Genomic DNA, 25257 nt, shown 5'->3' with positions numbered 1-25257 from the left:
CAGTCCACACATCTCAACCTCAGGCAAATTCGTCAGCGAGGCGTGCGCGTTTCCCTTCGGCACCCCAAGTCCGGTAAGCAGCCAGCGCCCCGGGAAGCGAGCCCGGGACCTTGCCGACTGCTTTTTGCAGCCGGGCCAGGCATTCCAGGGCGAAGGCATGGTCCTCCAGATGGCCAACTTTTGCCGCGCGTTGCGCGGCCGCACGAAACAACCTGTCAGCTACCTCAATATGCCCGGCACCCGCCTCGAGCAGCCCCTCGAGAATATCCGCCTTCGGACCGAGCCAGGACTCGTTCAGACCTTCCCAGTTGCGCATCTGGTCCGCGCAATCCCAACCCTCGGCACGCAGGGCCTGAGCGTCCTCCGGGGAGCCAAAAGCAGCAAGCGCCAGGGCCGCGACGCCATGATAGTGTAGCAGCATGACCTCGGAGGGTTGTCCGGCGAAGAATGGCAACAGGGCACGTGCCTTTTCTGCCCAGGAGAGCGCGCTTCGCCAGTCTCCACCAAGCGCGGCCAATCGGAGTTTAGCAGTGTAATAGCAGGCAACCTGGTTGCTGAAGCGCGATTGCAGCATGGAGGAGAACTCCGCCTCCTCGTCCACAGTAGCATCGGAAAGCTGATCGAACGCCCGTGTCTTGCCCGCCAGTGCTCGGGCCGACTGCAACTCCAGGAGGAGCGTGAAGGCAGAATTGCGCACCCGACCACCGTTTTGCGCGAGAAGCGCGATACCGGTCGATATCACCACATCGATAGGACGGCCCGCCGCAACAAGCAGCACGACGACCGTCGTCAGATTGAAACAGCCATAGACAATTTCACCGCTTGCAAGGCCTGCGTCGGCCCCCGCCGCGGCGCGGGCAATTCCGTCCTCCAGATTTCCTACCCAGTGATTGTGGAACCACACGTTGATAAAGGCGCAGCGGGCAAAGCTTGCGCCCTTGATCACAGGTTGCAGCTGCATGCTCAGATCGCTCCATGCAGCACCCGTCCGCCGGTCACCGGTCATAGCCGCGTGGACGATAGAATACATTGCGTAGACATCTGGCGTAAAATCTGCCTGCCCATGAGCAAGCGTCAAGCGCAGGCACCTCGCGCCAAGAAGCGCGAACAATTCCGGCTTCTGACTCTGATAGGCGTAGGGCGCGATGCTTAGCAACAGCGGGACGAGACTTGCGACATGTTCGTCCTCAAGTCTTGGCAAGTCGACGAGATCCGCCGGTCGCCTGTCGCCGAGGAGTGCTGCAATCTGCTCCATTTCCTGGCCGATTGCTTTTTGAAGTTCGGCGCCGTCAACCGGCACCTGCGAACCAAGGAGTGCGGCACCATGAAGGCCGATAGAAAGCGATTGCCGAACGGAACCGAGACCGAAAACGCGCTCGGCCTCGAGCCGCAAATAGTGAGCCGCGCGAACCAGTTCGCCCGCTGCCTCCAGGTGATGCGCGATGAGCGCATAAACGCGTGATATGTCGAGGACGCTGTTTTGCTCGTACCAGCTAGCGATCGCCCGGTGCAGTTGCTTACGCTGCCCATAGAGCATCAGCTCATAGGCAACGTCGCGCATGATGCCATGGCAAAAGCTGTAGCCGTCCAGCTCGTCGATGTGATCAGTCTGCAGCATGCCGGCACGCTGGTGCATCAACAGGTGGCGGCCGACGATGGCCGGCTCGGCGTTGGCGGTCGGGTGAACGGCGGCCACAAGGGCGGTCGGGAAACGCAGGCCCGCGGCGCTTGCCACCTTGAGCGTCACTTGACTTTCGAGATCGAGACGGTCGATGCGGCGCGCCACGGCGGCGTGTATCGAATCTGGCAGGGGCAGGCGATCATCGGCCAGATGTTGCGCGATCCGGCACGTCCCGTCGACCACTTCGATCAAGCCATCGTCATGAAGCGCGCGAGCGAGTTCAAGACAAAAAAACGGATGCCCGCGGGCGCGTGCTCGCAAAAGGTTTGCCAGTTCGGGAGCGATGCGGTCTGCACCGAGCCTGGTCAACGCCAACCTGTCCTGTTCCTCGTCCGACAGACCGAGCAGCTTAAGGCGCACCACACCGCCCCCGGACAGGCTTTCGATCCGCGCGTCGTCCTCCATCGGCTGCATCGCCATGACGAGGCAGAGACCGCGCACGGAACGAATAGCTGCTGCCGCCAGGGTCCAACTCTCATCGTCGAGCCATTGGGCGTCGTCGACGGTAACCAGCAACGAGCCGTCAGAGGCAAAGCGGCGGAGAAGTGATACGAACAGGTCGAGCCGAGCCTCCATGCGCAAGGGCGCGCTCATCGCTTGCAGTTCGGGCGTTTCGGAAAAGTCGAGTTGGAGGATGGGGTTAAGGAGCGCTGCGCGGGGTGAAAGCTCCGGGCCAAGTGCGCGCAACGTCGCCTCGCGCCGTTGTAACTCCGGATGTCTGACCTCCAGCCCAAGCAATTGCGTGAGTATGTCTCGCCAGCCTCGATAGGGGACACGATGCTCGATCCGGTCGGCGACACCGGCAAGCGTAGCCGATTGTTCGCTCCTGAGACGATGATGCAATTCCGCAAGGAGGCGTGACTTGCCCATTCCCGATTCCGCCTCGACAAGGACGAACCGGGAATTGCCGGATTGGCTCGTCTCCTCGAAAGCTTTCAAAATCCATGCGAGTTCACTGTCGCGCCCATGCATCGATTGGTCGAAGCCGGTGCGATCCTGCCGCCTCGGCGTCCAGACGGGGACATTCAGATCCCACCCACGAACCTGGCTGTGACCGATCGGAGTGAAAGAGATGGCGTCCTGTGCGCCGCGGACAGTGGCTTCGTCGCACTGGATGGTGCCCTGCTGCAAGCCCTGCAGCCGTGCGGCAAGGTTGACTGCCTCCCCGTAAGTGGTCCATGCCCGGAAAACGTCGTTTCCGATCAGTCCGCAGAATGCCGTTCCCGTCGCGACGCCGATACTGCTCGGCTGGCCTATGCCGCGCAGCGCATCACGCATGTCGATCGCAGATCGGACTGCCCGGACCGGATCATCTGCGTGCGCAACGGGCGGAACCCCGAAAACGATCACAAGATTGGCGCCGCGTTCATCGACGCGAATCTGCTGTATGAAACCGTCGTGCTCAGCGACCTTGGGTTTGATTGCGGCAACGACCGACTCCAAGCGGGACAGGATATCGGGCGAAGCGTGATCCAGACGGGAAAGAGCGACGAACACGACGGATATGCGCCTGAGCTCGGCAGTCCAGTCGAGGAGCTGGCTGTTGAGGCGGCTCGCGACAGGAAGCGGGACATGCCCGGCAAGTCGCTCGCGGTCTTGCGGCGTCATCGGCGGAATGGTCAGGGGAATGAGGTCGGCTTGATCGCGCAAGGTCGAAAGGATCGTTGCGTCGGGGCCGATCGAGCGCACGGCTATTGCATCACCGAGGATCGAACACGCGGCCGCGGATACCAGCAACTGTCCCTTCGCCCGTGTGATGCTCGCCGCCTGCAGGTCTGCGAGCCCCTTTCCTACGGTGACGTGGAGACGCAGGCTGCCCGTTCCGATCTCCGCCGTATGACATTGCCCGAAGGCGAGCACGGCATGGAGTTCGATCGGCTCTCCCGAAGGCAAGCTTGTTCGCGACGTGGCAAGAACGTGATTGCCGCAGGTGGCAGCGCGGAGAAGTGCGTCCGAAGGTGTCGAGCCTTCGCACGGCCAGCCGGCAAGCAGGCCGTCGCCCGCAAACATCAGCGGCTCGCCGCCATGGGCCACGATCACATCGATCAGTCCTGTGAAATGCAGTTCCAGCAGATTCGCCAGATCTTCGATGCCAGCCGGTCCCCGGGCCAGGAAATGACCGGTAATCCGGGTGAAGGCGACTACGTCGAGCCACAACAAGGCCATGCGGCGATCGGAAGGCTCATCCTTCTGTCTCCCGAAGAGCCTCAGCGGCGGTGGCGCGAAACTCTCAATCAGCCGAGCCTCATGCAAACTCGCATCCGACATAGGGGGCCTCGCGCTTTCCCGGAAACGCTGAGGGTAACGCAAATTTGCGAAACGATCCACGTCTGAGAGGCCCCTGCCTCATCCCGACAGCGGATTTCCGATCGTGTGCGATACCGTAATATACGCCCCTTGCATCGCCGATTGGGGCATAATGATGGCGGTTTGATATGGATGCTTGGCGCGCCAATTTTTGAATGAGTCCGCCAGACGAGCGTTAGGGTCGATGCCCCGATTGAAGGAATAGCTGTGACCCCGGAAACGAAAATGACGATAGGCAGAAACAATGGCGGCGCCGCGTTCTCATCCGGCCTCCGGCTCGATGTCGTGGCCGGCCTGACAGCTGCCGCGATCGTCCTGCCCAAAGCAATGGCCTACGCCACAGTGGCCGGGCTTCCGGTGAGAGTTGGCCTCTATACAGCCTTCGTGCCGATGATTGTCTACGCATTGCTGGGCACGTCGCGAGTGTTGAGTGTAAGTTCAACGACAACCCTTGCCATCCTGGCGGGGACCGAGCTCGCGATTGTCGTTCCGGATGGCGATCCAGCCAAAATGGTTACGGCACTTGCAACACTTACTGCTTTAACCGGTGTGCTCCTGCTTGCAGCCTCGGTCCTTCGGTTGGGGTTTGTGGCGAACTTCATTTCCTCTCCCGTGCTAACCGGTTTCAAAGCAGGCATCGGGTTTGTGATTGTGCTCGATCAAATACCGAAACTGCTCGGCGTGCACATCGAAAAGGCAGGCTTTTTCCGTGACATCGTCAGTCTTGTTCATCATTTACCTGATACATCGCTGCTTACGCTGACAATCGCAGTCGTGGCACTGGTCGCGTTGGCAGTCATGGAACGGCGTTGGCCCCATTCTCCGGCCCCACTCGTGATCGTCGCTGCGGGCATCCTGATTTCGTGGGTCATCGGCCTGGATGCCCTGGGCATCGCGACGGTCGGCTTCATTCCGCGATCACTGCCGTCACTCACTCTTCCCAGTGCCGGTTTGGTCGAGCAGCTTCTCCCGGGAGCACTCGGCATCGCTCTCATGAGTTTCACCGAAACGATTGCCGCTGGCAGGGCATTCGCAACCCCGGCCGAACCACCCATACGACCCAATCGCGAACTTCTCGCGACCGGAGCTGCGAATGCAGTCGGCGCGTTCTTTGGCTCAATGCCTGCAGGCGGTGGAACGTCACAGACGGCCGTGGTTCGAGCCGTCGGCGGGCAATCCCAGACGGCCTCCCTTGTCGCTGCCGCAACGTCGGCCGCAACCATGTTGTTCCTTGCCCCGCTGCTTGGCTTGCTGCCGCAAGCCGTGCTCGCCGCGATTGTGATCATCTACTCGGTCGGGCTCATTTCCCCAGTGGAGTTTGCGTCCATCCGAAAGGTCCGGCGGATGGAATTCCGTTGGGCGCTGGCGGCGTTCCTGGGTGTGCTCGTCTTTGGCACGCTCCAGGGCATCGTGGTCGCGATCATTCTTTCGATGATCGGCTTGGCCAGCCAGTCGGCAAAAGCGAAAGTTTATGTCATCGGCCGCAAGCGGGGCACCGACGTCCTCCGGCCGCTTTCGCCGGAGCACCCTGACGATGAAACATTCGATGGTCTGCTCATCCTTCGCCCTGAGGGTCGTCTGTTTTTCGCCAATGTGCAGTAAGTCGCTGATCAAATTCAGGCATTCGCAGCCGAATATAAACCGCGAGTGCTCGCACTCGATATGAGCGCGGTTTTTGATATCGAGTATTCCGCACTCCAGACGATGATCGACAGCGAACGCCGTGTTACCGCTCAAGGCGTAACCGTTTGGCTTGCAGGATTGAATCCGGATGTACTCGATTATCTTCGAGCCTCCGGTTTCGCCGAAACGATGGGGCGGGAGCGTCTGTTTTTCAGCACGAATGCAGCCCTGCAACACTATTTGGAAGGACTTGGTGACAGCTAGTCAGAACTGACCAGCCGCGCTGCGGTCGTATTTCGCCGCACGGCTTGTCTGCGTGGTTACCGCCATTCCTGCATTGCAAACTTCAGGAGGGAGCAACTTTCCTCGACCTAATGCCACAGGCGAACCGGTCGAACACAAGCGCTCCTGCGAGTTCTAGAGAACCATTCATGCCGCGCGCTTGTTCCGAGCCGCGCCGATCGTCGTCTCACGTATGGAACGGAGGAAACACCCATGCGATCTAAAGTGGAAAGCCTCTTTCGAAATGCCGGACTGCTGGCGGCGGCAACTGCCTTGACCGCACTTTCCTGCGCGACGTCGGCCCATGCGGACGAGAAGCAGGCTAAGAGCCTTTTGAAGGCGATGTCCGATTACATGACAGCCCAGCAGGCAATATCATTCGAGTATGATACAAATCTGGAGGTCGTTACCAAGCAGGATCAGAAGATTGCGCTAGCAAGCTCCGGCGCAGTCAAGATCAATCGGCCAGACAAGCTGTACGTCACACGCCAGGGTGGCTTCGCCAACGTCGAAATCGTTTTTGATGGCAAGACACTGTCGATCCTCGGCAAGGACGCCAACCTCTACGCCCAGGCCGAGGTGCCAGGAACGACCGATCACCTCATCGACGCCCTGCGCGAAAAATTCCATCGGCCACTGCCGGCCGGAGACATCCTGATATCGCATCCTTACGACGCGCTCATGTCCGAGGTGGTTGACGTCAAGGATCTCGGCAGTGGCGTCATACGAGGCGACGAATGCGACCACCTGGCTTTTCGCACCAGGGAAGGGGTTGATTGGCAGATCTGGATTGCCCAGGGCCAGACCCCCTACCCTTGCCGCTATGTTGTCACAAGCACCAAGGTCAAAGGCTTCCCGCAATATACCATCGACATACGATCATGGAAGGCCGGACCCGACGCGGCGGCCGGCGATTTCAATTTCAAGGCGCCTGATGGCGCTAAAAGGCGAGATTTGAAGGACCTGCCGGATGCTGACGAACTCCCTGAAATATTCTCCAAGAAATGATTGGCCTGAAAGGAGAGAAGACATGCTCAAATGGATCGCGATTACAATGCTGGCAGTTGTTGCCGGCGCCTCAAGCATCGAGCTACGCGACGGTCTCGTGGTCGATTTCAAGCTACTGCCTACCGCAGAGGCAAGGGTCGGGCGACCGTTGACACCCGTGAGTGTCGCCGGTGTTGCCCGCCGAAGCGCACGTCGGTGCGCGGCAGGCGTTTACTACTGCTAGCGTGCGATTATTCATGCGCCGATTGGCGCGCCCACGCGAAGGGCGTGATCGTGGCATGCGAACTCCTCGGTGTTTGCTTTGGGAGCTCGCCCCGACCGCTTTTCGCCCGGTGACCGAGGTCCGAAAAGTCGGATTCGAGCCGGCTTTTCGTCCTGCGTCTTCAACCCATTTTTGACTTTAACCTATTAGCCCAATCGTCTGAAAGACAATCGGATTTCGCCTATGGATCCCAACTGTTTCCGAGTTCAGATTCCAGGTGTCCGCTACATCTGCTTTTTCGGCACTTCTGAACCAGCTTTATCTGCTATGGGCCATCATTCGGGACGGCTCGTCGTCATGGTCGGGTGCGGATTCGTGATCGGGCATTGAAGATTGAGGCTTCGGCGACGCCTTGTACTTCCCGTTCGCGACGGGCACCATCGGATTGGCGATGTCACGCCGAAGCATGGGTTTGTACGTACCCTGGCTCTCGTCATCGGATTTTCCGGCATCGTGATGACAGGGATCATTGCAGCGGGCAGCCTACACGCGCTCAGCCATGTAGATCGCGTTCGGGAGCACTAAAGGAGCAGTAAAGATGGGCAATTTCCATGAGGATTTCTGTGGAAATCTGACATTTCGCGACAAGAACATGCCCGCTGTGACGCGGCCAAGGCAGAGCCGGCTAAAATCCTTCAATCGGGAAAAAGCGGTTGCGCAATGACGGGGCGCGTCATGTAATTGACCCTTCTACTTCAGGCGGCGTACGTAGATTTATCTTGTGACGACAAAAAAATCTGATTTACTGCACGAAGTTTCTTGGCATTGAGGGGATGCTGCCAATGGGATGGACGCGCAGGGATTTTGTGCTTGGCGGAGCGGCTTCGCTCGGCATTTTGGCAATCAATACTCCGACATTCGCTGCAGCACCTTCATATTTTTCCGGCACCCGTGTCGACAACGGCGTGACGTTTCGCAGCACCAACTTTGCCAGGATCGACAGGAAATGGCAGCGCCAGGTCGTCAAGTATTTCAGTAGCGAGCCGATCGGAACCGTCGTTGTCGATACCACCCATCACTTTCTCTACCTGATCATGGAGAACAAGACTGCCATCCGCTATGGCGTCGGGGTCGGGCGTGACGGTTTCAAATGGTATGGTCGCGCCACGATCGACCAGAAGGCACTCTGGCCACGCTGGACGCCGCCGCCAGAGATGCGCCAGCGTCACCCAGAACTGCCGGAGTTTGTCGATGGAGGGTCACCGAAGAACCCTCTTGGTCCGCGCGCCATGTATCTGCATCGTGACGGCGTCGATACCGGCTATCGCTTCCACGGGACTCTGGAGCCGGGCAGCATTGGGAAGGATGCCTCCAGCGGCTGCATCCGCATGTTCAACGAAGATGCAATCGATCTTTATCAGCGCTGCCCCATCGGCACAGCTGTACAAGTCCTGCCGCACATTGCCGATCAGGGTGAAAGTGCCGCGAAGATCAGCCAGGCCAACGCGGTCGAATGAGGAAAATCCCCCTGATGTCTGCTTTAACCGGATATTCGAGGCTGGTTGTCGCTGCGACCATCCTTATGACGCTTGCCGCCTGCAGCACCACCGATGTTGCCGAAGTCGAGGAGCCTTCAGTCGCGCCCATGACCGGGCAGACGAACGATCCTGCGCCCGGTTTTGCAAATGTCAAAGCCGGCAGCGAAGAGGACTTCATCTTGAACGTCGGCAGGCGGACCTACTTCACGCAGGATTCCGCCACACTCGATCCCGTCGCCAAGGCGACACTGGACAAGCAAGCCATCTGGCTGAAAAGCAACCCGCAGTGGCTGGTCAAACTCCAGGGATTTGCTGACGATTCCGGGTCAACTTCAGCAATGGCGACACTATCGCAGAGACGCGCCGATGCGGTCATGGCCTACCTCGTCTCGCAGGGTGTGGACGCCAGCCGCGTGTGGGCCAAGGGTTACGGCAATGACCGCGAGGTTCGCGACTGCACGAGCCGCTCCTGTAAGGTGCAGAACCGGCGTGTCGTCTCCAACCTGCGCATGGAGCGCGACGCGGTCTGATCGTTCTTGGAATTGATGGAATAGATCCTGTCGCAGCGGGCCAGTTTCGAACATCCTTCGCGACAGTAGGCTCCAGCGCCCAGCTAGTTTTGCCGCAGACCCCATGGCAGGTTGATCCATCCCGCAGCCTAGAGCGATGAGCGCAGCGGTGAAGCGTGGATCGCGTTGGCGTAACGGGGGCTCGAGAGGTCTAGTCATCCGCGGCCGGCGGCCTATTCGAGTGATTGTTGACGCTTCCGGTTTCCCCGACCGGATCCAGAACCGAGCGAAGCACTGACGCATCGTGCCGCGAACGGCAGGGGAAACCTTCCAGTCTCGATGCATCGGCGCTGCGCCTTGCCCGCGCGCTGAGGCGCATTTGTCCGGAACTCGACGTCTATCTGCTCTCCGACCGCGATGTCGACGCAATCGCCAGCGATCCAGATGATCATGAAATCCGATTGAGGTTCACCAACAACTGCTACTTCAGAAGGTAAAAGACGGTATACTACCGCTAAGAACGGGTATTTTACTCCTTTAGTGCTGTGAACCCCAGGCATATGCACCCTCTCATCCGACTTGCCAGATCAGGGTTCTTCGCTCGTCTTCGTGCAGGCTCATTCGACCGCTGCGGAAACAAAGCCCATGCCGGCCCAAACAATGTCATTCGATTACGGTCAATACCGATCGTCGCCGGGCAATCATCAAGAGGCGGTCAGACGGGAAGGCGAATCGGCCACGAGTCCTCGCAGCAATGACAGCGCTCGAATTCCGAAACATCCCTGCCACGCCGGCATATTTATGTTTTTCCCCAAGACGGGACATCGGTCGAACTTCTGCGCCTTCCCGAAAGACGGCCTACGCTTCAGATCGATCATGGCGCGGAAAATGATTGACGAAGATCCAGAGCCTGCCGAACGTTTCGAGGAAGGAGCCAGCGCGGGGTGGCCTTCCATCAAGCACTGACACTGGCTTGCGCCACGGCAATTGGAGTCGGTCTCGCAACGTCAGACTTAAGTCCGATCGCCCGGGGGAGTCACAGTTTGGCCCGATTCCGCCGGAAGGTCTCATCCCGCGCCGACACTTCAGTCCGTCTTATCCAAGGGCGGAACAATCAGCAGCAGAAACGGGCTGCACGAATGCCATCAGGAAACGCTCCGGCAAGAGTGTCTCCCAAACGGCTGAGGAGATCCATGGGTTATGCACGCGACCAGCAACTGGACGGACTTAGGACTATCGCCGTTACAATGGTCCTCTACCACCATTTCTTCGCCGTCAACGGATCGGTTCTAGGACATCTCGGCGTCCGTTTGTTCTTCGTCCTCAGTGGTATGCTGATTACGCGGCTCCTGCTGGACGCGCGATCCTCCGTCGACTACCAGGCAGGTGGAGCACTGAAGGCGTTCTACATCCGTCGCGCGTTGCGAATATTTCCCCCCTACTTCGCAATGTTGGGCTTCGTTTGGCTTGTCAATCTCGAAGGGGCTCGGGGCAGTCTCAAGTGGCACGCGCTGTATCTGTCGAATTTCTGGTACGCCATTCGCGACGAGTGGACGCCGTGGGTGTTGTGTCACACATGGAGCTTGAGCATTGAGGAGCAGTTTTACATTGCCTGGCCGCTGGTGATCCTGCTTGCTCCGCGCCGCCTGATTGCCTCAATTTGCGTCACCATCATAGCGTTCTCGCTGGCCTATCGCTTCTATTGGCCATTTACCGGTACGCCAGCGCTGGCGCGAGACCTTCTTCCACCTGCGTCGGTAGATGCTCTCGTTGCCGGCTCGCTCCTCGCTGTCCATACAAGAGATACTGAACGTTGGTCCCCGTTGATCAGGATGGGCGTTGTCCCTCTGACGATCGCCTCCGTCATTGTCCTGTGGCTGAAGTCAGTGCCCATGACCCCCGTTCTGGACTGGTTGACGTGGATTGGCGCGGAGGTCTTTCCACTCATACCACTCGCGATGCTGGTTGCGTGTTGTTCCCGAGGCATGCGTGGACCACTCGGTCGTTTCTTGGAACGCCCGTCGATAACCGCAGTCGGGCGAATGAGCTACGGCGTCTACCTTTTTCATCCGATTATGCTTTCCCTGGTCGTCAAGGCTCAGCCCTGGCTTCTCGTTAATGTCTCCGAGCAAGGCCCCAGTCGCTTTGTGATTGCGACCACCGCTACATTGATGCTGGCGTCGATTTCCTGGCTGGCGTTCGAGAGGCCGCTCAATCAACTCAAACGTTACTTTCCCTATGTCAGCCCCGCGAAATCCCTCACCTCACCCTCCATCCAACCGAATAAGGCTGGCGAGCGAAATTACAGTGCCTCAGTCTACCGCCCCAGCTATGCCAACCGCGATGAACGGGGAAGCTGAACGATGTCTATACCGCTGATCAGCGTCGTCCTGCCGGTTTATAACGGTGAGGCTCACGTTGCCGCCTCCGTCGAGAGCATTTTGCGGCAAGACTACGAGCACTTTGAGATCATCGCGCTTGACGACGGGTCTACCGATGGTTCGCTGGAGATTCTCCAACGATATAGAAATGCCGATGGCCGCATCCGAATTGTCTCACGGGAAAATCTTGGGCTCATCGCGACCCTGAACGAGGGAATCGCTTTGGCGAAAGGCGACCTGATCGCCAGAATGGACGCGGACGATATTTCTTACCCATCCCGCTTCTCGCGCCAGGTCGCGCTCTTTGCCCAGCAACCTCAACTCGCAATCAGCGGCACCGGCATCGATCAACTTCTCGGTAATCGCGTGGTGCGCGGACGGCCCAATCCGATCTATCAGACTGGGGACTGGGACGTTCTATCGATGTTTTTCACTATCTTTCTGCACTCGACGGTGATGTACAATCGCAACGTCATTCCTGAAGACATGCTGGTGTATGACGCGGGTTATGTGCACGCTGAGGATTTCGATCTCTTCGGTCGCATCGCACGACAATTTCCAGCGGCGATGATCGATGAGAGCCTGGTAGCCTACCGCATTCACAGCGACAGTGTCACAACGCGGCACAAGCGGCAAATGCGTCGGACCCACCTAAAACTCGTCGCCGAAAATCTCCAACGGCGGTCCCTTTGCGACGATCCCGGCGCCCTTCATGCCATTGGCATTGCAGTCACACGGGAGTCGGTGCGCCGTGCGGCCAATTGTATTCTCACGATCGAAAGAAAAATCGCCGAACAGGCAGACGCGGCATCCTCGAGCTATTCGCACGGGACACTGTGTTTCTTCTATTTCCTATATCAGCTGGTCATGGACGAGCAGAGACCAGAGCTTACACATGAATTTCTCACGCTGACGGGAAAGTGGCAGCTCATCCGGCGTCGAGAGCGATACGGCCTTCGTTCCGCTACCTACGCACCATGGCTGTGCCGTTTTTCTGCAGGCGCCACCCGGCACATGGATCTCATGGCGCGGTACTATCAGTCTGTACCAGCCAGAAGTATCGAGCCGCTTCAAGGACTCGCATGATGCCTAAGCCTAACCACGAACGTGCGCGCGTACGCGCCTGTCATTCATTCAGGTCATCGCCGCCATGCTAGAATTCCTCACCTTGAATTTTCGGCTGCTACATCAGGCGCAGAGCAGACAGATCGGCCTGCTCGTGGTTGTCGTCATTCTGGGCCTAAGCACGGCAGTCCTAGAAGGGACTGGTATCGGTCTCATCATACCGATGCTCGGCATTATCGCAGGCGCGGGTGAACCGCCAGGAATGGCCGGGCTATCAGCCATCTTCCAACAAGTGGGCTCCGGGCTGGATGATCGGGCAAGGCTGATCGCGATTTCCGTCGCCATCCTCGGATTGATCGCGCTCAAGAATGTGCTGGCGTTTGCCAATTCCGTGCTGACCAATATGATCTACGGCCGAGCCGGCCATACCATGCGAAGCACTCTCGCCAACCAGCTTTTGACGATTGGATTCCCATTCTTCCTCCAGGAAAGCCCTGGACGGCTGCTCAATATCATCTCCAACGAATCCTGGCGGGCTTCGGACGCAATACAGACGACCCTTGCGACGATCGTAAACGCTTCAGCCGTGGTCATTTTACTCGCCTTTCTCTTACTGCTTTCGTGGCAGATGACACTTGGCGTTTTCCTCGGGCTCGTGGTGATCCAAGCGCTTCACGCGCTGCTTTCTGCCAGTCTCAGAGGCCCAAGTCGCAACGTCACATCGTTCAACAGCGAACTCGCTGCCAAGATGCTTCATCTCGTTCACGCGGGACGTCTCATTCGGGCCTTCGGACAAGAACAGCGCGAAAAGGCAAGCTTCGATTCCTCTTCTGATGCCGTCAGAAAAGCGGGTTTCGTCCTTCAGTCGCGACAGGCAGTATTACCGCCACTGACGGAAGTGCTCCATTCGGCTCTATTCTTGGCTGTTGTCGTCAGCGCCTGGCTTTGGGGTGTCAGCTTTCCCGTTATCGTGGCATTCGTCGTGCTGCTCTATCGGCTGCAACCACATGTGCGTTCACTACAAATGGCATGGAGCGCCGTACAGGGATGGAGCGGATCTTTGGAAGAGGTCCGATGGCTCCTCGACCCCTCCGACAAGCCGAAGCCCCCTGAAGGTGACAGTCCGATTCCGAGGCTGCACAATCAGGTCAAATTTGACGGGGTTACGTTCAAGTATCCGGGCTCCAACTCCCGACCTGTCGTGCTGCTCAACGCGACTTTCGATATTCGCAGAGGCCGTTCGACAGCAATCGTTGGACGATCGGGAGCCGGAAAAACCACGATCGTCAATCTTCTGTGTCGATTTGTGGAACCCGATGAGGGCAAGATCTTGGTGGACGGCATTCCGCTCACCCATATCGATCCCAAGCAGTGGCGAAGGAAGATCGCGCTCGCCAGCCAGGACCTCGAGCTGATTGACGGGACCATTCTGGAAAACATCACCTATGGCCACCGCGCTTCGCTTGCGGAGGTCATAGAGGCCGCCAAACTTGCTGAGGCACACGAATTCATCGAAAAGCTACCTGATGGATATGAGACTGTCGTCGGCTACAGGGGAGCCACCGTTTCCGCGGGTCAACGACAGCGCATCGCGCTCGCAAGGGCCCTGGTGCGCGATCCGGAAATCCTGATTCTGGACGAGGCAACCAATGCCATGGACGGACTGTCGGAGGCGGCGATTGTCGAGACTTTGAAATCAAGAGCAAGTCGGCGTACGACGATCGTCATTAGCCATCACCGCAGCACGATCTCGTTTTGCGATGAGGTCATCGTGCTTCAAAGTGGCCGCGTAAAGAATCAGGCTTCGTTTTCAGAGATCGCGACGCTGAGCATGGACCAACTTTATGAGCTTTCGTCTTAGCCCGGAAAAGCTGGTCGGCAAGGGTGTGGCAGCTGTCAAGGGGGAACGATCGGCAAAGCGACACGTTGCATCGTTTCGGCTGGAACGTCTGTTCATCGTGCCTTTGCCCTAATGCGTCGATCGTGAAGAACTCGCTCTCAGGCAGGTTGTTGCGGCATCGGTCGGCTCTGGAACGTGAGGAAGAGTGTGGCGAACAGACACAAAAGTTGCCTGAACCATCGCAGCAGGAGGGAGAAGTTGTATCCGGCGGCGGCCAGAACGGCATTGACGGCATCCCCCTGTTCGCCAGCGAGATAATTCCGGTCCATTCTGTGTTCGCTCTTTAGGTGTCCAATGACGGGTTCGACCGCCGATCGTCGTCGCATCTGGCGCTTGATGGCGGGCGTGAGACGGCGCTTCTGGCCACTGGTGAAGACCCTCAATTTGTGACTTTCGGGAGCATTATGGCCGCGGTATCCAGCATCGGCCAGAATGCGGGAGAGCTCGTTGCCAATCATCTTTTCCATATCCGGAATGACGGTCGCGAGCGTGTGGCCGTCGTACGGATTGCCGGGCAGCGCCGCTGCGTGCAGGGCGAACTGCCCGCCCTTTGAACGGTTCAGTGTTGTGGCCACGGACACCTTCACGCCGAACTCATAGGGCTTGTGCGCCTTGCCTTTACCAATGCACTCGACCTCGTCGGCATGCAGGCTGTAGATCTTGCGGCCGCGCTGACGTTGCCGCTGCGCGATGACCGTCTTTGCCTGATAGAGCGACCATTTGAAGATCGCGTCGAGTTGTTCGTCGCCGGCGATCTGACGTTCGACGTCGCGAACGGTCCGGCCGAGATAGGTCTTCAACTAGCGCCTTGCCGGCCCGTTTGAATTGCTTCGCATGAGCGTAGCGCTGGTGCTGGATCAGGGCGAATTTACCGACCCGAATATAGGTCTGGCGCAGATCAAGCCCCATTTTCTTCGCCAGCCGCACCAGCCGTTCGCGCGCCCGGTGAATAAGCTTGGCATCCGTCGGGAACATGACGTTCTTCGGTTGAACGGTCGTGTCCACGATCACCTGCCGCGTATCCTGCAGCTTCATCGCGCCTGTCTTGACGGCCACGGCCAGGCTCTCCTGCAAGAGCGCGCCGATCCGTTCCTCGCCCATGCGCTGCCGCCAGCGCGTCATCGAGGAGCGGTCGAACGACAGTTCGTGCCGAAAGAACTCCTCGCCGCACAGGTACTGAAAGTAGGGGTTCTCCACCCAGCGCTCGCACAGCGCCTCGTCGGACAGGTTGAACGTGTGCTTCAGAATGGCCAGCCCCGCCATCAGCCGCGTCGGCAATGGCGGCATGCCAGCTCCGTCCGAATAGACCGTCCCAAAGCGGGCTTCCAACACAGGCCAGTCAATAGCCTGCGCCAGACGCACAAGTTCGTGCTTCATGTTGATGATCTGGTCGAGCCGGGATCGGAATAAATCCTGTTCACCCGTTTGGCGCCGTTCGCGTGGTTTACCCATTCCTGGCTCTCCGATTCACCGCGATAAACCCAGTGAATCACGCTTCGCCAACCAGGGGAACCTCAAACTGATTTTGCAAGGAAACAGCCCGTTCCGTGGCTGTTTCCGGCAATTAGAAGATCTGCAGATCCTTCGATTCCTATGTCTAATCAGCAGCTTCCGAGTTCTTCACGGCCGACTAATGCGCTACACCCGCACGCTGAGCGGCGTTATTTCGTCGTGCCGGAATTGAGATCCTCGCGCATCTATATCATCGATACCAAGCCGGATGGGAAGAACCCGTCCATCGTCAAGGTGATCGAACCAGAAGAGGTCGCCGCGGAGTGGCGACCCCATTAGACAGAGCGGCATCAGCGCCGCCAAGATCTTTCGTCGAATGGCCACAGTCGCATCGCCCACACCGGGTCCGCCTACAGGGCGGAGACTGCTCGCCAGGATCGGCGGGTTCCGCCGGGATATCGATCATTTTGATGCCCCCCCATTTTTGCCCCGTCCCGGCGCAAGACCCAAATTGAGGAAGAGAGGTCCTCGAGACTTAGGACGCTATTGACGAAACCGTAGGCCTTGGTCGGATCATGTGCCGGGCGAGGCTCGAACACGAGCTGATACTTCTCGCCGAAATCCCCAGGTCGGCAATGTTGACTCGATAGCAAAATGGAACATAATGGGAACATCCAAAACACACAGAGGACGACGGCCATGCCACGCGTGCCGATAGCGCAGCCGCGCGCTCAACAAATCGCGGGCACCTATTGGACACCTCCCACCGAAGCAACAATCGCCGAAATCCATCCCCTTTTGATGGCAATCATTATCATGACGCCGAACCCTCGGAGTTGGGGTTTCTATTCGGCCAATGTCTATGACATCTGTTCGGGCGAGCCTGTCGGCTATTTCGATGTCGCTTTTGACCAAGCTACGCGTAGAGTTTGTGGTCACTACAGTGCAGTCGGCTCCCGCGTCGTGATGCGGTCACCGATATGGTTCCAGTGCGCGGGAGACGAGAACGACGCTATTCAGCACTTCTATGAACTCGTAAGAGAGGCAGGTCATGTCGAGTAAATCAGCAAAGCAGCTGGATATTGATTTCGAGGTCGAAGCCGCCCTCGCCTTCCACGATGAGGATGCCAAGGCGACCATCGCAACTCTTCTTGGAGATATCAAACACCTTCGCATACAGCTGGCGTTGGCCGAAGCCGCAATGAGCCGAGGCATGACTCGCGGGTGGACACCCAAATTCGAACGGGAGCCTTTAGGCGCTGGAAAGAAATAGGCGATCGCAAAGGCCGAGCTTCGAGACCGCTCCGAAAATGGCACTTCGCCCAGGGGCCGGACTTCGGAAGGCGGGTCGCGCTAAGTCGACCCGGGAGATTATTCCGGGCGAGATAGTCATCTGGTCGCCGCGCCAACCTCGGCCGTTATATCTTCATGGCGGCCGATATTGGATAAGTGTTTGGGCTGAGGGGATGCCGGAGGCGAAACGGAAGCGGCCGCCGAGGCGGACGTCAGGGCTGCAAGACGCGGTTGGAAGCGCCCCAAAATGGGTGGGACCTCAAAAAGGTTCTGTGAACGGCGAACGACCAAAGCCAAAGTCGCGAAAAATCCTGGGGGCCGAGGTCGAATCCTTCACTTCGTAGAGCTACGTCCGGAACAGGTTCCTGTACTGCGACGGTTGCGACCTCAGATACTGCGGAGGAGCCGATACCTGACCGCCAAGTGCCGCGGCAGCGTGCCAAGGCCAACGAGGATCGTAAAGTGCCGCCCGTGCAATTGCAATCAGATCCGCGTCGCCCGTCGATACAATCGCTTCAGCCTGGACCGGCTCAGTTATCAATCCGACAGCCACAACGGGGATTTTCACTGCATTCTTGATGGCCCGTGCCAGCGGGACCTGGTAGCTTGGACCCACGGGGATCGATTGTTTGGGATGCAGGCCGCCGCTTGATACATGAATGGCGTCACATCCCCTCGCCTCAAGCGCTTTCGCAAAGGCAATGACTTCGGCCAGTTCAAGGCCACCCTCAACCCAATCCGTCGCCGAAACCCTCATCGTGACGGGCTTGCCTGCCGTGAACGCGCTTCGGACCGCGTCGAAGACCGCCAACGGGAAGCGCATTCGATTTTCGATCGTTCCGCCATAGTTGTCCGTCCGCAGATTGGACAGCGGTGACAGGAATTGATGCAACAGATAGCCGTGCGCACCGTGTATCTGGACGGCATCGATACCGATATTGGCCGCCCGTCTTGCAGCTGAGGCAAAAGCATTGCAAATGCGCTCTAAACCGCCGAGATCCAGAGCCGTCGGTAGCACGTACTCCGAACTGAACGCTACAGCAGAAGGCGCTTCTGTCTGCCAGCCGTTCATCTGATCAGGCGGGATTTGTTGGCCACCGCGCCATGGGATGCTTGTCGAAGCCTTACGCCCAGCGTGAGCGAGCTGAATCGCGATCGGCATGTCCGAATATCTGCGTACCCCTTGAAGGGTCCTTGCCATGGCGGCTTCCGTAACGTCATCGTATAGCCCGACATCGGCGAAGGTGATCCGCCCCTCCGGCGATACGGCAGTCGCTTCTATGGTCAGCAATCCCGCTCCCGATAGGGCGAGCTGGCCCAAATGGATCAGATGCCAGTCAGTTGTGCATCCATTTTCCGCTGAATACTGGCACATCGGGGCGATGACAATTCGGTTTGAAAGCTCCATCCCGGCTACGCGAAAAGGAGTGAAAAGAACAGGAGTTGGCATAGGGTTCCCTTACTTGAGCGATAAGAAATGCAGGACGGTGGCACCATATTGTCCGTGAGTTGCCACTTTCGCAAGTTGACGGGTAATCTATCGACGGTCCCTTGCGCAGTCGTGCTGTTTTCGGACCGTAGAGCCAGCAGCGTACAATTTCGATGAGACGATCCGAACCAATGCAATCAATTTCATTCCCGACTAGACGGCTCCCACCGAAACGGAAGCCAAAAGGCTTTCCTCACTTGGGGGTCTCAAGACCGCCGCTTGCTCCATAGTGCGCAGGATGCGCATGCTCACCCCCTAGTTTCCGGGGCTTGAAGATGCTGATACTTTGGAACAAACGCGAGCGGCTACTGCTTGAGGCGTCGAAAAAGCGATTTGATTGCGCTCCACCGTTGTTTTCCTCAGTGTGGCCCCGCTTGTTCTCAGGCAAGCGGGGCTTTCGAGTTAGTATCGTCATTGGGAGGGGAAGAGGTTTCAGCAAGGCCGAGAGCGCTCTTCTCCATCCAATCGTTCGAAACAGCGTCGACAAATATGTGAGCCCTCTCCTTCAGCATGCAACAAACGTTGAGATGGTATGTTGGTGGCCGGAAGAACGGGGTTCCACGTTCCGTTGTTCCTCACCTAGCCAGCACTGCCCCGCTTGCTCGAACCAAGCAGGACCCTTTTTGTGGGATCGCCTGGCTCGATGCCCCCAGGCAGCACGTCGGATCTGGAGGTCAGCAATTGTGGCCAAGTGCGGACAGATTCCGGATCTGATCCGCCGCCCAGATTGCCTCGGCGGGGATACACTTGAAGGACTGCGGCCAACAATCATCTGCTGGCCCGGCTTGCGAACTGGGGGGCGAGCTTGCAATCCTCGAAAGTGTGATGAAGATACGGGTAGGTTTGCGGTCGCAAGAACGTTGGAGTTCAAATCTCTTGACAGTCACCACCAACCTCGTCGTCGATCTCGTCCGAGCGGCGAACCATCTTTCCAAGCTACCGATGGCGGATCGGCGCCGCCTGTTGGAGCGCAGCATTGCCGCATCTAGCGCTCTGCGGGATCTACTCGTCAAAAACGGAAAGATTTTCCCTATCGACGCGTCCACCGAACAGGTGATTGACGACATCGCCCGAAATGTTGAGCTGATGTCGGACGAAACTGTTGCGAAGGCACTGTTGACGCTTGCGGATCAGATAAGGACGCTAGGAATCCTAAATCGCGAGCCATGCTGAAGCGCCTGACGTCGCAACACTCAAGGAGAGCGGCGTCATTTGCGGGCATAGCGCGTTTATTGAATAGGTCTCCGTTCGGTTGCGAACAAAAGCCCCCTGCTGTTGCGGATGCGAGGGTCAGCGCAGGACGTCGGGTCGCTTCAATTCACCAAACTTGATCTAACGCACCCTGTTACGGGCGCATTCCTTCGCGAAGATCTGGCCGAAGATCGCCAGTACGTCTCGCATCGAAATAGGGTTCGGTTTGTCTCGATCGTCGAGTTCACAACTCGACCAATCGCCATAAACGGATCGTTCACCATCCTCAAAACGGAAGATATCAACCATGGCGCTCGGCCACCTTCTTCATAGTTGCATAATACGTTGTGCCTAACGTTCGCCATAAGCCAATCAGGCTGTGAGGAATGGAATGAGCGCCCGCAGAAAAATCCGGCAAGAAGCGACCAAGCCGGCAGTCCCCGACACAAACGAGAATACCAAGCACACACAATCTTCGGACCCAGGCGAGCGACATGAATGGCTTAAGGCGATGATCGATCACGTGCCAGATTTCATCTATGCGAAGGATCTCGAAGGCCGGTTCCTGTTCGCGAACCGTGCGGTGGTGAGGAACAACGGCTTTTCGCATGTGGACGAACTGGTGGGACTGACTGACTTCGATATTCACCCGTCGTCGTTCGCACAGGAGATCGACGAGATCGAGCGACAGGTCATGACGACCGGTCTCGCGGATCTCGGCGTGGAGGAGCCCCGCCTCACAGGGGATGGCTGGCTGATGATGACTCGCGTTCCACTGCGCGACCGCAACGGCAACGTCATCGGCGTTGTAGGCGCCTCGCGAGATATCACAAGCCGCAAGCGCGCCGAAGAGCTGATGCGGGCCCAGACGCAACTTCTGCAAAACGTTGCGCGAGGTGTCGAAATCCAATCACTCCTGCAAGACTTCATCGTCACGCTGCGCAGCCTCTTTCCATCACGAAGCGTGCAGATCGTGATCCATGGCGAGACCCTGGACGCGCCCTCCCCCGAAACCCTGGCGCTCCCGATAGCCTCCCGAGATGGCGGGCGGCACGGGTCACTGATGATCTCCAAACTCGCAGACGAAGACGCGGGCGTACTGGAATTCCTGTCCGCTGTCGCGCAGACAATCGGAATCGCACTCGATAGAAACCGGGACGTCGAACGTATCGCCCATCTGGCGGAACACGACGTGCTCACAGGCCTGCCGAACCGAACTTTGCTTGACCGCACCCTTCAGAGGATGCTCACCAATGCCGTAGACGACGACAAAGCCGTCGCCGTCGCCTTTCTTGATCTCGATAACTTCAAACTCATCAACGACAGCCTCGGGCATGCCGCCGGTGACGAACTTCTCAAGGCCGTTGCCAACAGGATCGTCCGTGAGGTCGGCGAAGCCGGATTGGTGTCACGCATAGGCGGCGACGAGTTTGTCTTGATTCTAGGACAGACCAACGAATCTTTCAGAGATCGGCTTGAACGTTTGCGAGCGGCGATCGCAACTTCGATATCGATCTCGGGAATCGACCTTCGCATCACGGCCAGTATCGGTGTGGCATGCCTGGAGCGGCCTGGAGTGACCTCCTCGCAACTCTGCGCCAATGCGGATCTCGCCCTTTACCGAGCGAAAGAGGCTGGGCGTGACGGTATTCAGATGTTCACGCCTGTGATGGCCGCGGAAGCAAGAAACAAACTTGCGCGTATCGATGACCTCCGTCGGGCAATCGAGAGCGATGAATTCGTCGTTCACTACCAGGCTCAATACGCCAATACAGGCAATGTGATTGGTGTCGAGGCGCTTGTCCGATGGAACCATCCTACAAGAGGAGTCCTTGCTCCATCGGAGTTCGTACCCCTCGCCGAGGAAACGGGTTTGATTGTCGCGATCGGCGATATCGTCCTCAACAAGGCATGTCAGCAAGCCAAAGACTGGCAGAAACGTAGTGTTGCCCGCGTGCGCGTTGCGGTCAACGTTTCGCCTCGCCAGTTCCTGGAGCCGTCGTTGACCTCTCACGTCAGTCAGGCACTGGCCGACGCGGACCTTGACCCGGAGTGGCTCGAATTGGAAGTCACAGAAAGCCTCATCATGCAGGACGTTGAGGGAGCTATCGCACGGATGCATGAATTGAAGGCCCTGGGGGTAAGCCTCTCGATCGACGACTTCGGGACCGGTTATTCCAGCTTGAGCATGCTCAAGAAATTTCCATTGTCCCGACTCAAGATTGATAGATCGTTCATCGCAGATATCCCGAACGATTCAGAAGACATGGCAATCACCAATGCCATCGTTTCGCTGGCAAAATTGTTGAGACTGGAAGTCGTTGCGGAGGGTGTAGAGACCGAAGCACAGGCGCGTTTCCTGGAAAGGGCGGGATGCGAGGTCTTCCAGGGATATCTCTTCGCGAGGCCGCTTCCGACCGTGGACGTCGAACGCCTTTTTGACTGCCGGCTCAGCTCGAAAGAATTGCTACCTCAGTCTGCGGTTAACTCTGGCAGAACTTGGCCACGTTTTTCTCCAGGCTGCGGCGAAGCGCGCTTGCGATCTCATCCTCCAGTCCCTTGACGATGTCACCGAAACGACCGCCTGTCCCGACGATCTCTATCGAGCTCTCGGTCGTCTTGCATGTTGCGAGGTCGACCTTTAGATGAACCTGTGCGGTCGCCGAGAAGCCTCCTCTCACGAGGGCATCGTCAGATGTCTTGCAAGCAAGCGTCCCCCTCGCACTTGCCTCGGCTGCGTCGCCATTCACCGAGATCTGCAGACTTTCGATCTTGGCCGTGTCGAACCTGTCGATTCCAACATCGATGCTCACACCGAAGCTGGACACCTTCGCTTTCAGTGACTTGCATGGCTGTGCCTCCCCGATCGCTCGTTCGAGCGCGTTGGCTGCGTCAGCGTTCGTGGCCAGCAATTGGAATAGAAGTCCCGCTGCAAGCAGGCACGCCACCATCTTACCCATGTCTTCGTCCTGGCTCGTGTACCGGAAAAATTAAAGCTAGCGTACCGTGCCAGATGTTCAAACGGTACACTGGCAGCCGCTACGAGGCTGCAACAAAGGTTTGGGTGGTGACGAGATCGGCGCAGTTTCGCTGACAGGAAAAAACCGGGCGTTCAATTCTCTGTTATTCCGGTGTGAAACTGCTGATTGGATGGCGCACGCTACTTGGGCAGCGGCCCGCCGGACTGCTCGGCGGCGATGAAATGCGCATACCATACCGGCCAATTCTCGTCGTGCCTTCCCGTGATTTTCTCATGTTCACCATGAGCAGCAGCCGCCCTTCGCAGGGCGCCTTCGATTTCTGCAGGTGACGCGAACGTAACCTCGGTGCTCTGCCGTCCCTCAAGCCGTTGCGTGATTTCCTGCAGCAGCCAGGCATTTCCGTCCGGATCCTTGAAGGTCGCATAGGTCCTGTAGCTTCGTCCGTTTGGATCCCGGCCCTCGATTGCCGGTTGCCCGGGGCCGTCGCGATGAAAGATCTCGCTCACCTGCGCACCGCCGCTCGCGAGCGAAGCACGAGCCGCCTCGATGTCTGTGACGACGAGATAGAGTCCTTGAGCAGAACCGGGAGCGGCGCTGGTGATGCCGACGCCGAAATGGATGGACGCGGGTGAGCCAGGCGGCGTGAATTGCACCACCCTGAAGTCATTGCCGACCGGGAAGTCGGCGTCGAGCCGCCACCCCAACGCGGAATAGAAGCGTTTCGAGCGATCAACATCAGCGACGGGAATCGCGACGACTTCAAGCTTTAGATCGACGTTCGTCTTGCCAGCTTTGCCGTTGCCTTCACCAAGAATACTCATTCTTGTCTCCTCCGTCCTCGATCCCGAGATGATCGCGTTCCAGTGATTCCAGCTGCGGTTCGCATGGAGGCCTGGATCGGCTTCCGTATGAATTTGAATGATGCGTGCTACGTAAAAATGAACTCGAGCTGCTGCCAGGTGGCCGATGCGCCTACCCTTGAGCGCTCAATAGTAATTCATGAACACCGGATAGGCCATTTCCAAACTTTACAACGGGGCTTTTGCACAAGGTGAAATGGGCGCTGATCCTTCTTCGGCAAGCCTCGAAGAGCGCCTGTTTCCAAAGCCTCATGTTAAAACCATGAGAAGGCTTGCCGTCCCGGGGATTGGTTTTCAGACCGCTCGCTACGCCCTCGTCTGACATAGAGCAGATAGCAGCAATGCCTCAGGCCGCAATTTCCCTGGCGTCGCTCTCTGTGATGGCCTTATCCCAGATCGCTACCGAAATGCCCAAAGCGAGAAGCAACTCCGCAAGCTCAGCATCGTGTTTGCGGGGATCGTTGTAATCGCGACCAATCTCGATGAGGCGCTCAAGCAGCCTGTTGTTGATTGAAGCAAGCTCACCTTTGGAATCCGCCTCGGCAAGCAGCTGAAGGATAGACCGCTTGGGCACCGGAGCTCCGGGCGTACGCATCGTCGCTTCCTTTCCCTCGTTATCGTCCTTTGTATCGGGCTTCCAGAGCCCCGAACTCGCCAATGCAGCGCCACCCACAATCAGTGCGCCTGACCAAAACAAGGAGGCTTCAATCGCTGCTGAGGAAAAGATCGCAACAAGGACCGCTCCGATAAAAGGCTCGACATAAGAGAACGCGCCAAGCGCCTGAATGTCGCCACGCTTCATTCCGTGATCCCACATGTAGATCGCCAGGCCCATGGGCAGAACGCCGAGTGCTGCCATCGCGGACCATTCCGCCACACTAGGCGCCACCCAGCTTTCAAGCGCCAGATGTGCCAGGAAGGATACGGCCGCAGATGCTGCGTAGAACCACCCGAGAGCAGACGAGGGTACTGCGGCCTGTGTCCGGGTCAGCACCGAATAGATGCCCCAGAGCGCGGCAGCGATCCCGATGAGCGTCAGGTAAAACGGCGCACCCTCGGATATGGATGCATCACCGCCGCGCTCGATGAGCAGCAGCACGCCGAACAGTCCGACGGCAACACCGACGACGTGCCACCATCTGAGTCTCTCGCCCGGCAGAAGACAGGAGCCAAGAACGATCATCAGTGGGGTAGTCCCTTGAAGCAGCGCAGCTGCGGCCGGCGGCGCCTTCTGGGTCGCGTAATAGATGCAAGCATGATAGCCAACAAGCGCGCTCACCGACAGCAGCCAAACATGGATCGGCTGCCGGAAGGCGAGAAGAGGATGGCTTCCGGTCAGGTACCATACAGCCGGCGACAGAGCCGCCGCGAAGAGGAACGCCATCGAAACCGTCTGCAGTGGAGGGATGGAAGTCGTATAGGTTACGAGCACGGTTTCGCTTGCCCAAAGCACGATCCCCATGGCTCCGATTGCAGAAGCGGCCAATCGTTTCAT

At 58.1% G+C, this 25257-nt stretch carries 19 protein-coding genes and 2 pseudogenes; 13 read left to right on the top strand and 8 right to left on the bottom strand.

Going from position 1 to position 25257, the window contains the following annotated elements:
- Positions 1-19: 19 nt before the first annotated feature.
- The gene (locus tag FHT97_RS20355) at positions 20-3949 is read right to left on the bottom strand and encodes an AAA and adenylate/guanylate cyclase domain-containing protein (RefSeq protein WP_183864055.1); all 3930 of its coding nucleotides are present in this window, start codon (positions 3947-3949) and stop codon (positions 20-22) included.
- Between the two features lie 264 nt (positions 3950-4213).
- Between FHT97_RS20355 and FHT97_RS20350 the strand changes: the two are divergent.
- From FHT97_RS20350 to FHT97_RS20315, 8 genes and pseudogenes are all read left to right on the top strand, one after another.
- Positions 4214-5875 (top strand): annotated as a pseudogene (locus tag FHT97_RS20350) (SulP family inorganic anion transporter).
- A gap of 231 nt (positions 5876-6106) precedes the next feature.
- Positions 6107-6901, top strand: coding sequence for a DUF2092 domain-containing protein (locus FHT97_RS20345; RefSeq protein WP_183864054.1), 795 nt, complete (start codon positions 6107-6109; stop codon positions 6899-6901).
- A 22-nt stretch (positions 6902-6923) separates the two neighbouring features.
- The gene (locus FHT97_RS20340; protein WP_183864053.1) at positions 6924-7124 is read left to right on the top strand and encodes a hypothetical protein; all 201 of its coding nucleotides are present in this window, start codon (positions 6924-6926) and stop codon (positions 7122-7124) included.
- An 821-nt stretch (positions 7125-7945) separates the two neighbouring features.
- Positions 7946-8620: a L,D-transpeptidase gene (locus FHT97_RS20335; protein ID WP_183864052.1), complete on the top strand. Its 675-nt coding sequence runs from the start codon at positions 7946-7948 to the stop codon at positions 8618-8620.
- Positions 8617-9171, top strand: coding sequence for an OmpA family protein (locus FHT97_RS20330; protein ID WP_183864051.1), 555 nt, complete (start codon positions 8617-8619; stop codon positions 9169-9171). Before FHT97_RS20335 ends, FHT97_RS20330 begins: the two co-directional genes overlap by 4 nt.
- Before the next feature lie 1172 nt (positions 9172-10343).
- Entirely contained in the window at positions 10344-11510 is a 1167-nt protein-coding gene (locus tag FHT97_RS20325) for an acyltransferase (RefSeq protein ID WP_183864050.1), read from the top strand.
- Positions 11511-11513: 3 nt separating this feature from the next.
- Entirely contained in the window at positions 11514-12617 is a 1104-nt protein-coding gene (locus FHT97_RS20320) for a glycosyltransferase family 2 protein (protein WP_183864049.1), read from the top strand.
- A gap of 64 nt (positions 12618-12681) precedes the next feature.
- Entirely contained in the window at positions 12682-14457 is a 1776-nt protein-coding gene (locus tag FHT97_RS20315) for an ABC transporter ATP-binding protein (RefSeq protein ID WP_183864048.1), read from the top strand.
- Between the two features lie 137 nt (positions 14458-14594).
- Here FHT97_RS20315 and FHT97_RS30940 read toward each other — a convergent pair whose 3' ends face one another.
- Positions 14595-15071, bottom strand: a complete 477-nt coding sequence (locus FHT97_RS30940) for a transposase (RefSeq protein WP_348649626.1) — start codon at positions 15069-15071, stop codon at positions 14595-14597.
- Between the two features lie 43 nt (positions 15072-15114).
- On the bottom strand, positions 15115-15873 hold the full coding sequence (locus FHT97_RS30935; protein ID WP_246712707.1) for a transposase: 759 nt from the start codon (positions 15871-15873) through the stop codon (positions 15115-15117).
- 255 nt (positions 15874-16128) lie between these two features.
- On the opposite strand from FHT97_RS30935, the pseudogene FHT97_RS20305 reads away from it, so the two are divergent.
- The 3 genes and pseudogenes from FHT97_RS20305 to FHT97_RS20290 form a co-directional block, all read left to right on the top strand.
- Positions 16129-16266 (top strand): annotated as a pseudogene (locus FHT97_RS20305) (selenium-binding protein SBP56-related protein); the annotation flags it as partial.
- A 381-nt stretch (positions 16267-16647) separates the two neighbouring features.
- Positions 16648-17010, top strand: coding sequence for a hypothetical protein (locus FHT97_RS20295; protein ID WP_210296743.1), 363 nt, complete (start codon positions 16648-16650; stop codon positions 17008-17010).
- Entirely contained in the window at positions 17000-17221 is a 222-nt protein-coding gene (locus tag FHT97_RS20290; RefSeq protein WP_183864047.1) for a hypothetical protein, read from the top strand. Before FHT97_RS20295 ends, FHT97_RS20290 begins: the two co-directional genes overlap by 11 nt.
- A gap of 366 nt (positions 17222-17587) precedes the next feature.
- Here FHT97_RS20290 and FHT97_RS20285 read toward each other — a convergent pair whose 3' ends face one another.
- Positions 17588-18691 carry an NADH:flavin oxidoreductase/NADH oxidase gene (locus FHT97_RS20285; RefSeq protein ID WP_183864046.1) on the bottom strand — a complete coding sequence of 368 codons (1104 nt, stop codon included), beginning with the start codon at positions 18689-18691 and terminating at the stop codon, positions 17588-17590.
- 786 nt (positions 18692-19477) lie between these two features.
- On the opposite strand from FHT97_RS20285, the gene FHT97_RS20280 reads away from it, so the two are divergent.
- Complete coding sequence (locus FHT97_RS20280; protein ID WP_246712700.1) at positions 19478-19903, top strand: hypothetical protein; 426 nt, start codon at positions 19478-19480, stop codon at positions 19901-19903.
- A gap of 159 nt (positions 19904-20062) precedes the next feature.
- On the opposite strand, the gene FHT97_RS20275 is transcribed toward FHT97_RS20280, so the two are convergent.
- Entirely contained in the window at positions 20063-20230 is a 168-nt protein-coding gene (locus FHT97_RS20275) for a hypothetical protein (RefSeq protein WP_183864045.1), read from the bottom strand.
- A gap of 82 nt (positions 20231-20312) precedes the next feature.
- Here FHT97_RS20275 and FHT97_RS20270 point away from each other — a divergent pair, with 82 nt between their 5' ends.
- Positions 20313-22484, top strand: a complete 2172-nt coding sequence (locus FHT97_RS20270) for an EAL domain-containing protein (protein ID WP_183864044.1) — start codon at positions 20313-20315, stop codon at positions 22482-22484.
- Here FHT97_RS20270 and FHT97_RS20265 read toward each other — a convergent pair.
- The 3 genes from FHT97_RS20265 to FHT97_RS20255 all read right to left on the bottom strand — a co-directional run bounded on the left by FHT97_RS20265 (position 22405) and on the right by FHT97_RS20255 (position 25257).
- Complete coding sequence (locus tag FHT97_RS20265; RefSeq protein WP_183864105.1) at positions 22405-22872, bottom strand: hypothetical protein; 468 nt, start codon at positions 22870-22872, stop codon at positions 22405-22407. The genes FHT97_RS20270 and FHT97_RS20265 overlap by 80 nt on opposite strands.
- 209 nt (positions 22873-23081) lie before the next feature.
- Entirely contained in the window at positions 23082-23723 is a 642-nt protein-coding gene (locus FHT97_RS20260; protein WP_183757876.1) for a VOC family protein, read from the bottom strand.
- Between the two features lie 385 nt (positions 23724-24108).
- On the bottom strand, positions 24109-25257 hold the full coding sequence (locus FHT97_RS20255; RefSeq protein ID WP_183864043.1) for a DMT family transporter: 1149 nt from the start codon (positions 25255-25257) through the stop codon (positions 24109-24111).

The organism is Rhizobium sp. BK399, assembly GCF_014194695.1.
Lineage (GTDB): Bacteria > Pseudomonadota > Alphaproteobacteria > Rhizobiales > Rhizobiaceae > Rhizobium.
This window is presented reverse-complemented; position numbering and strand designations above follow the sequence as displayed.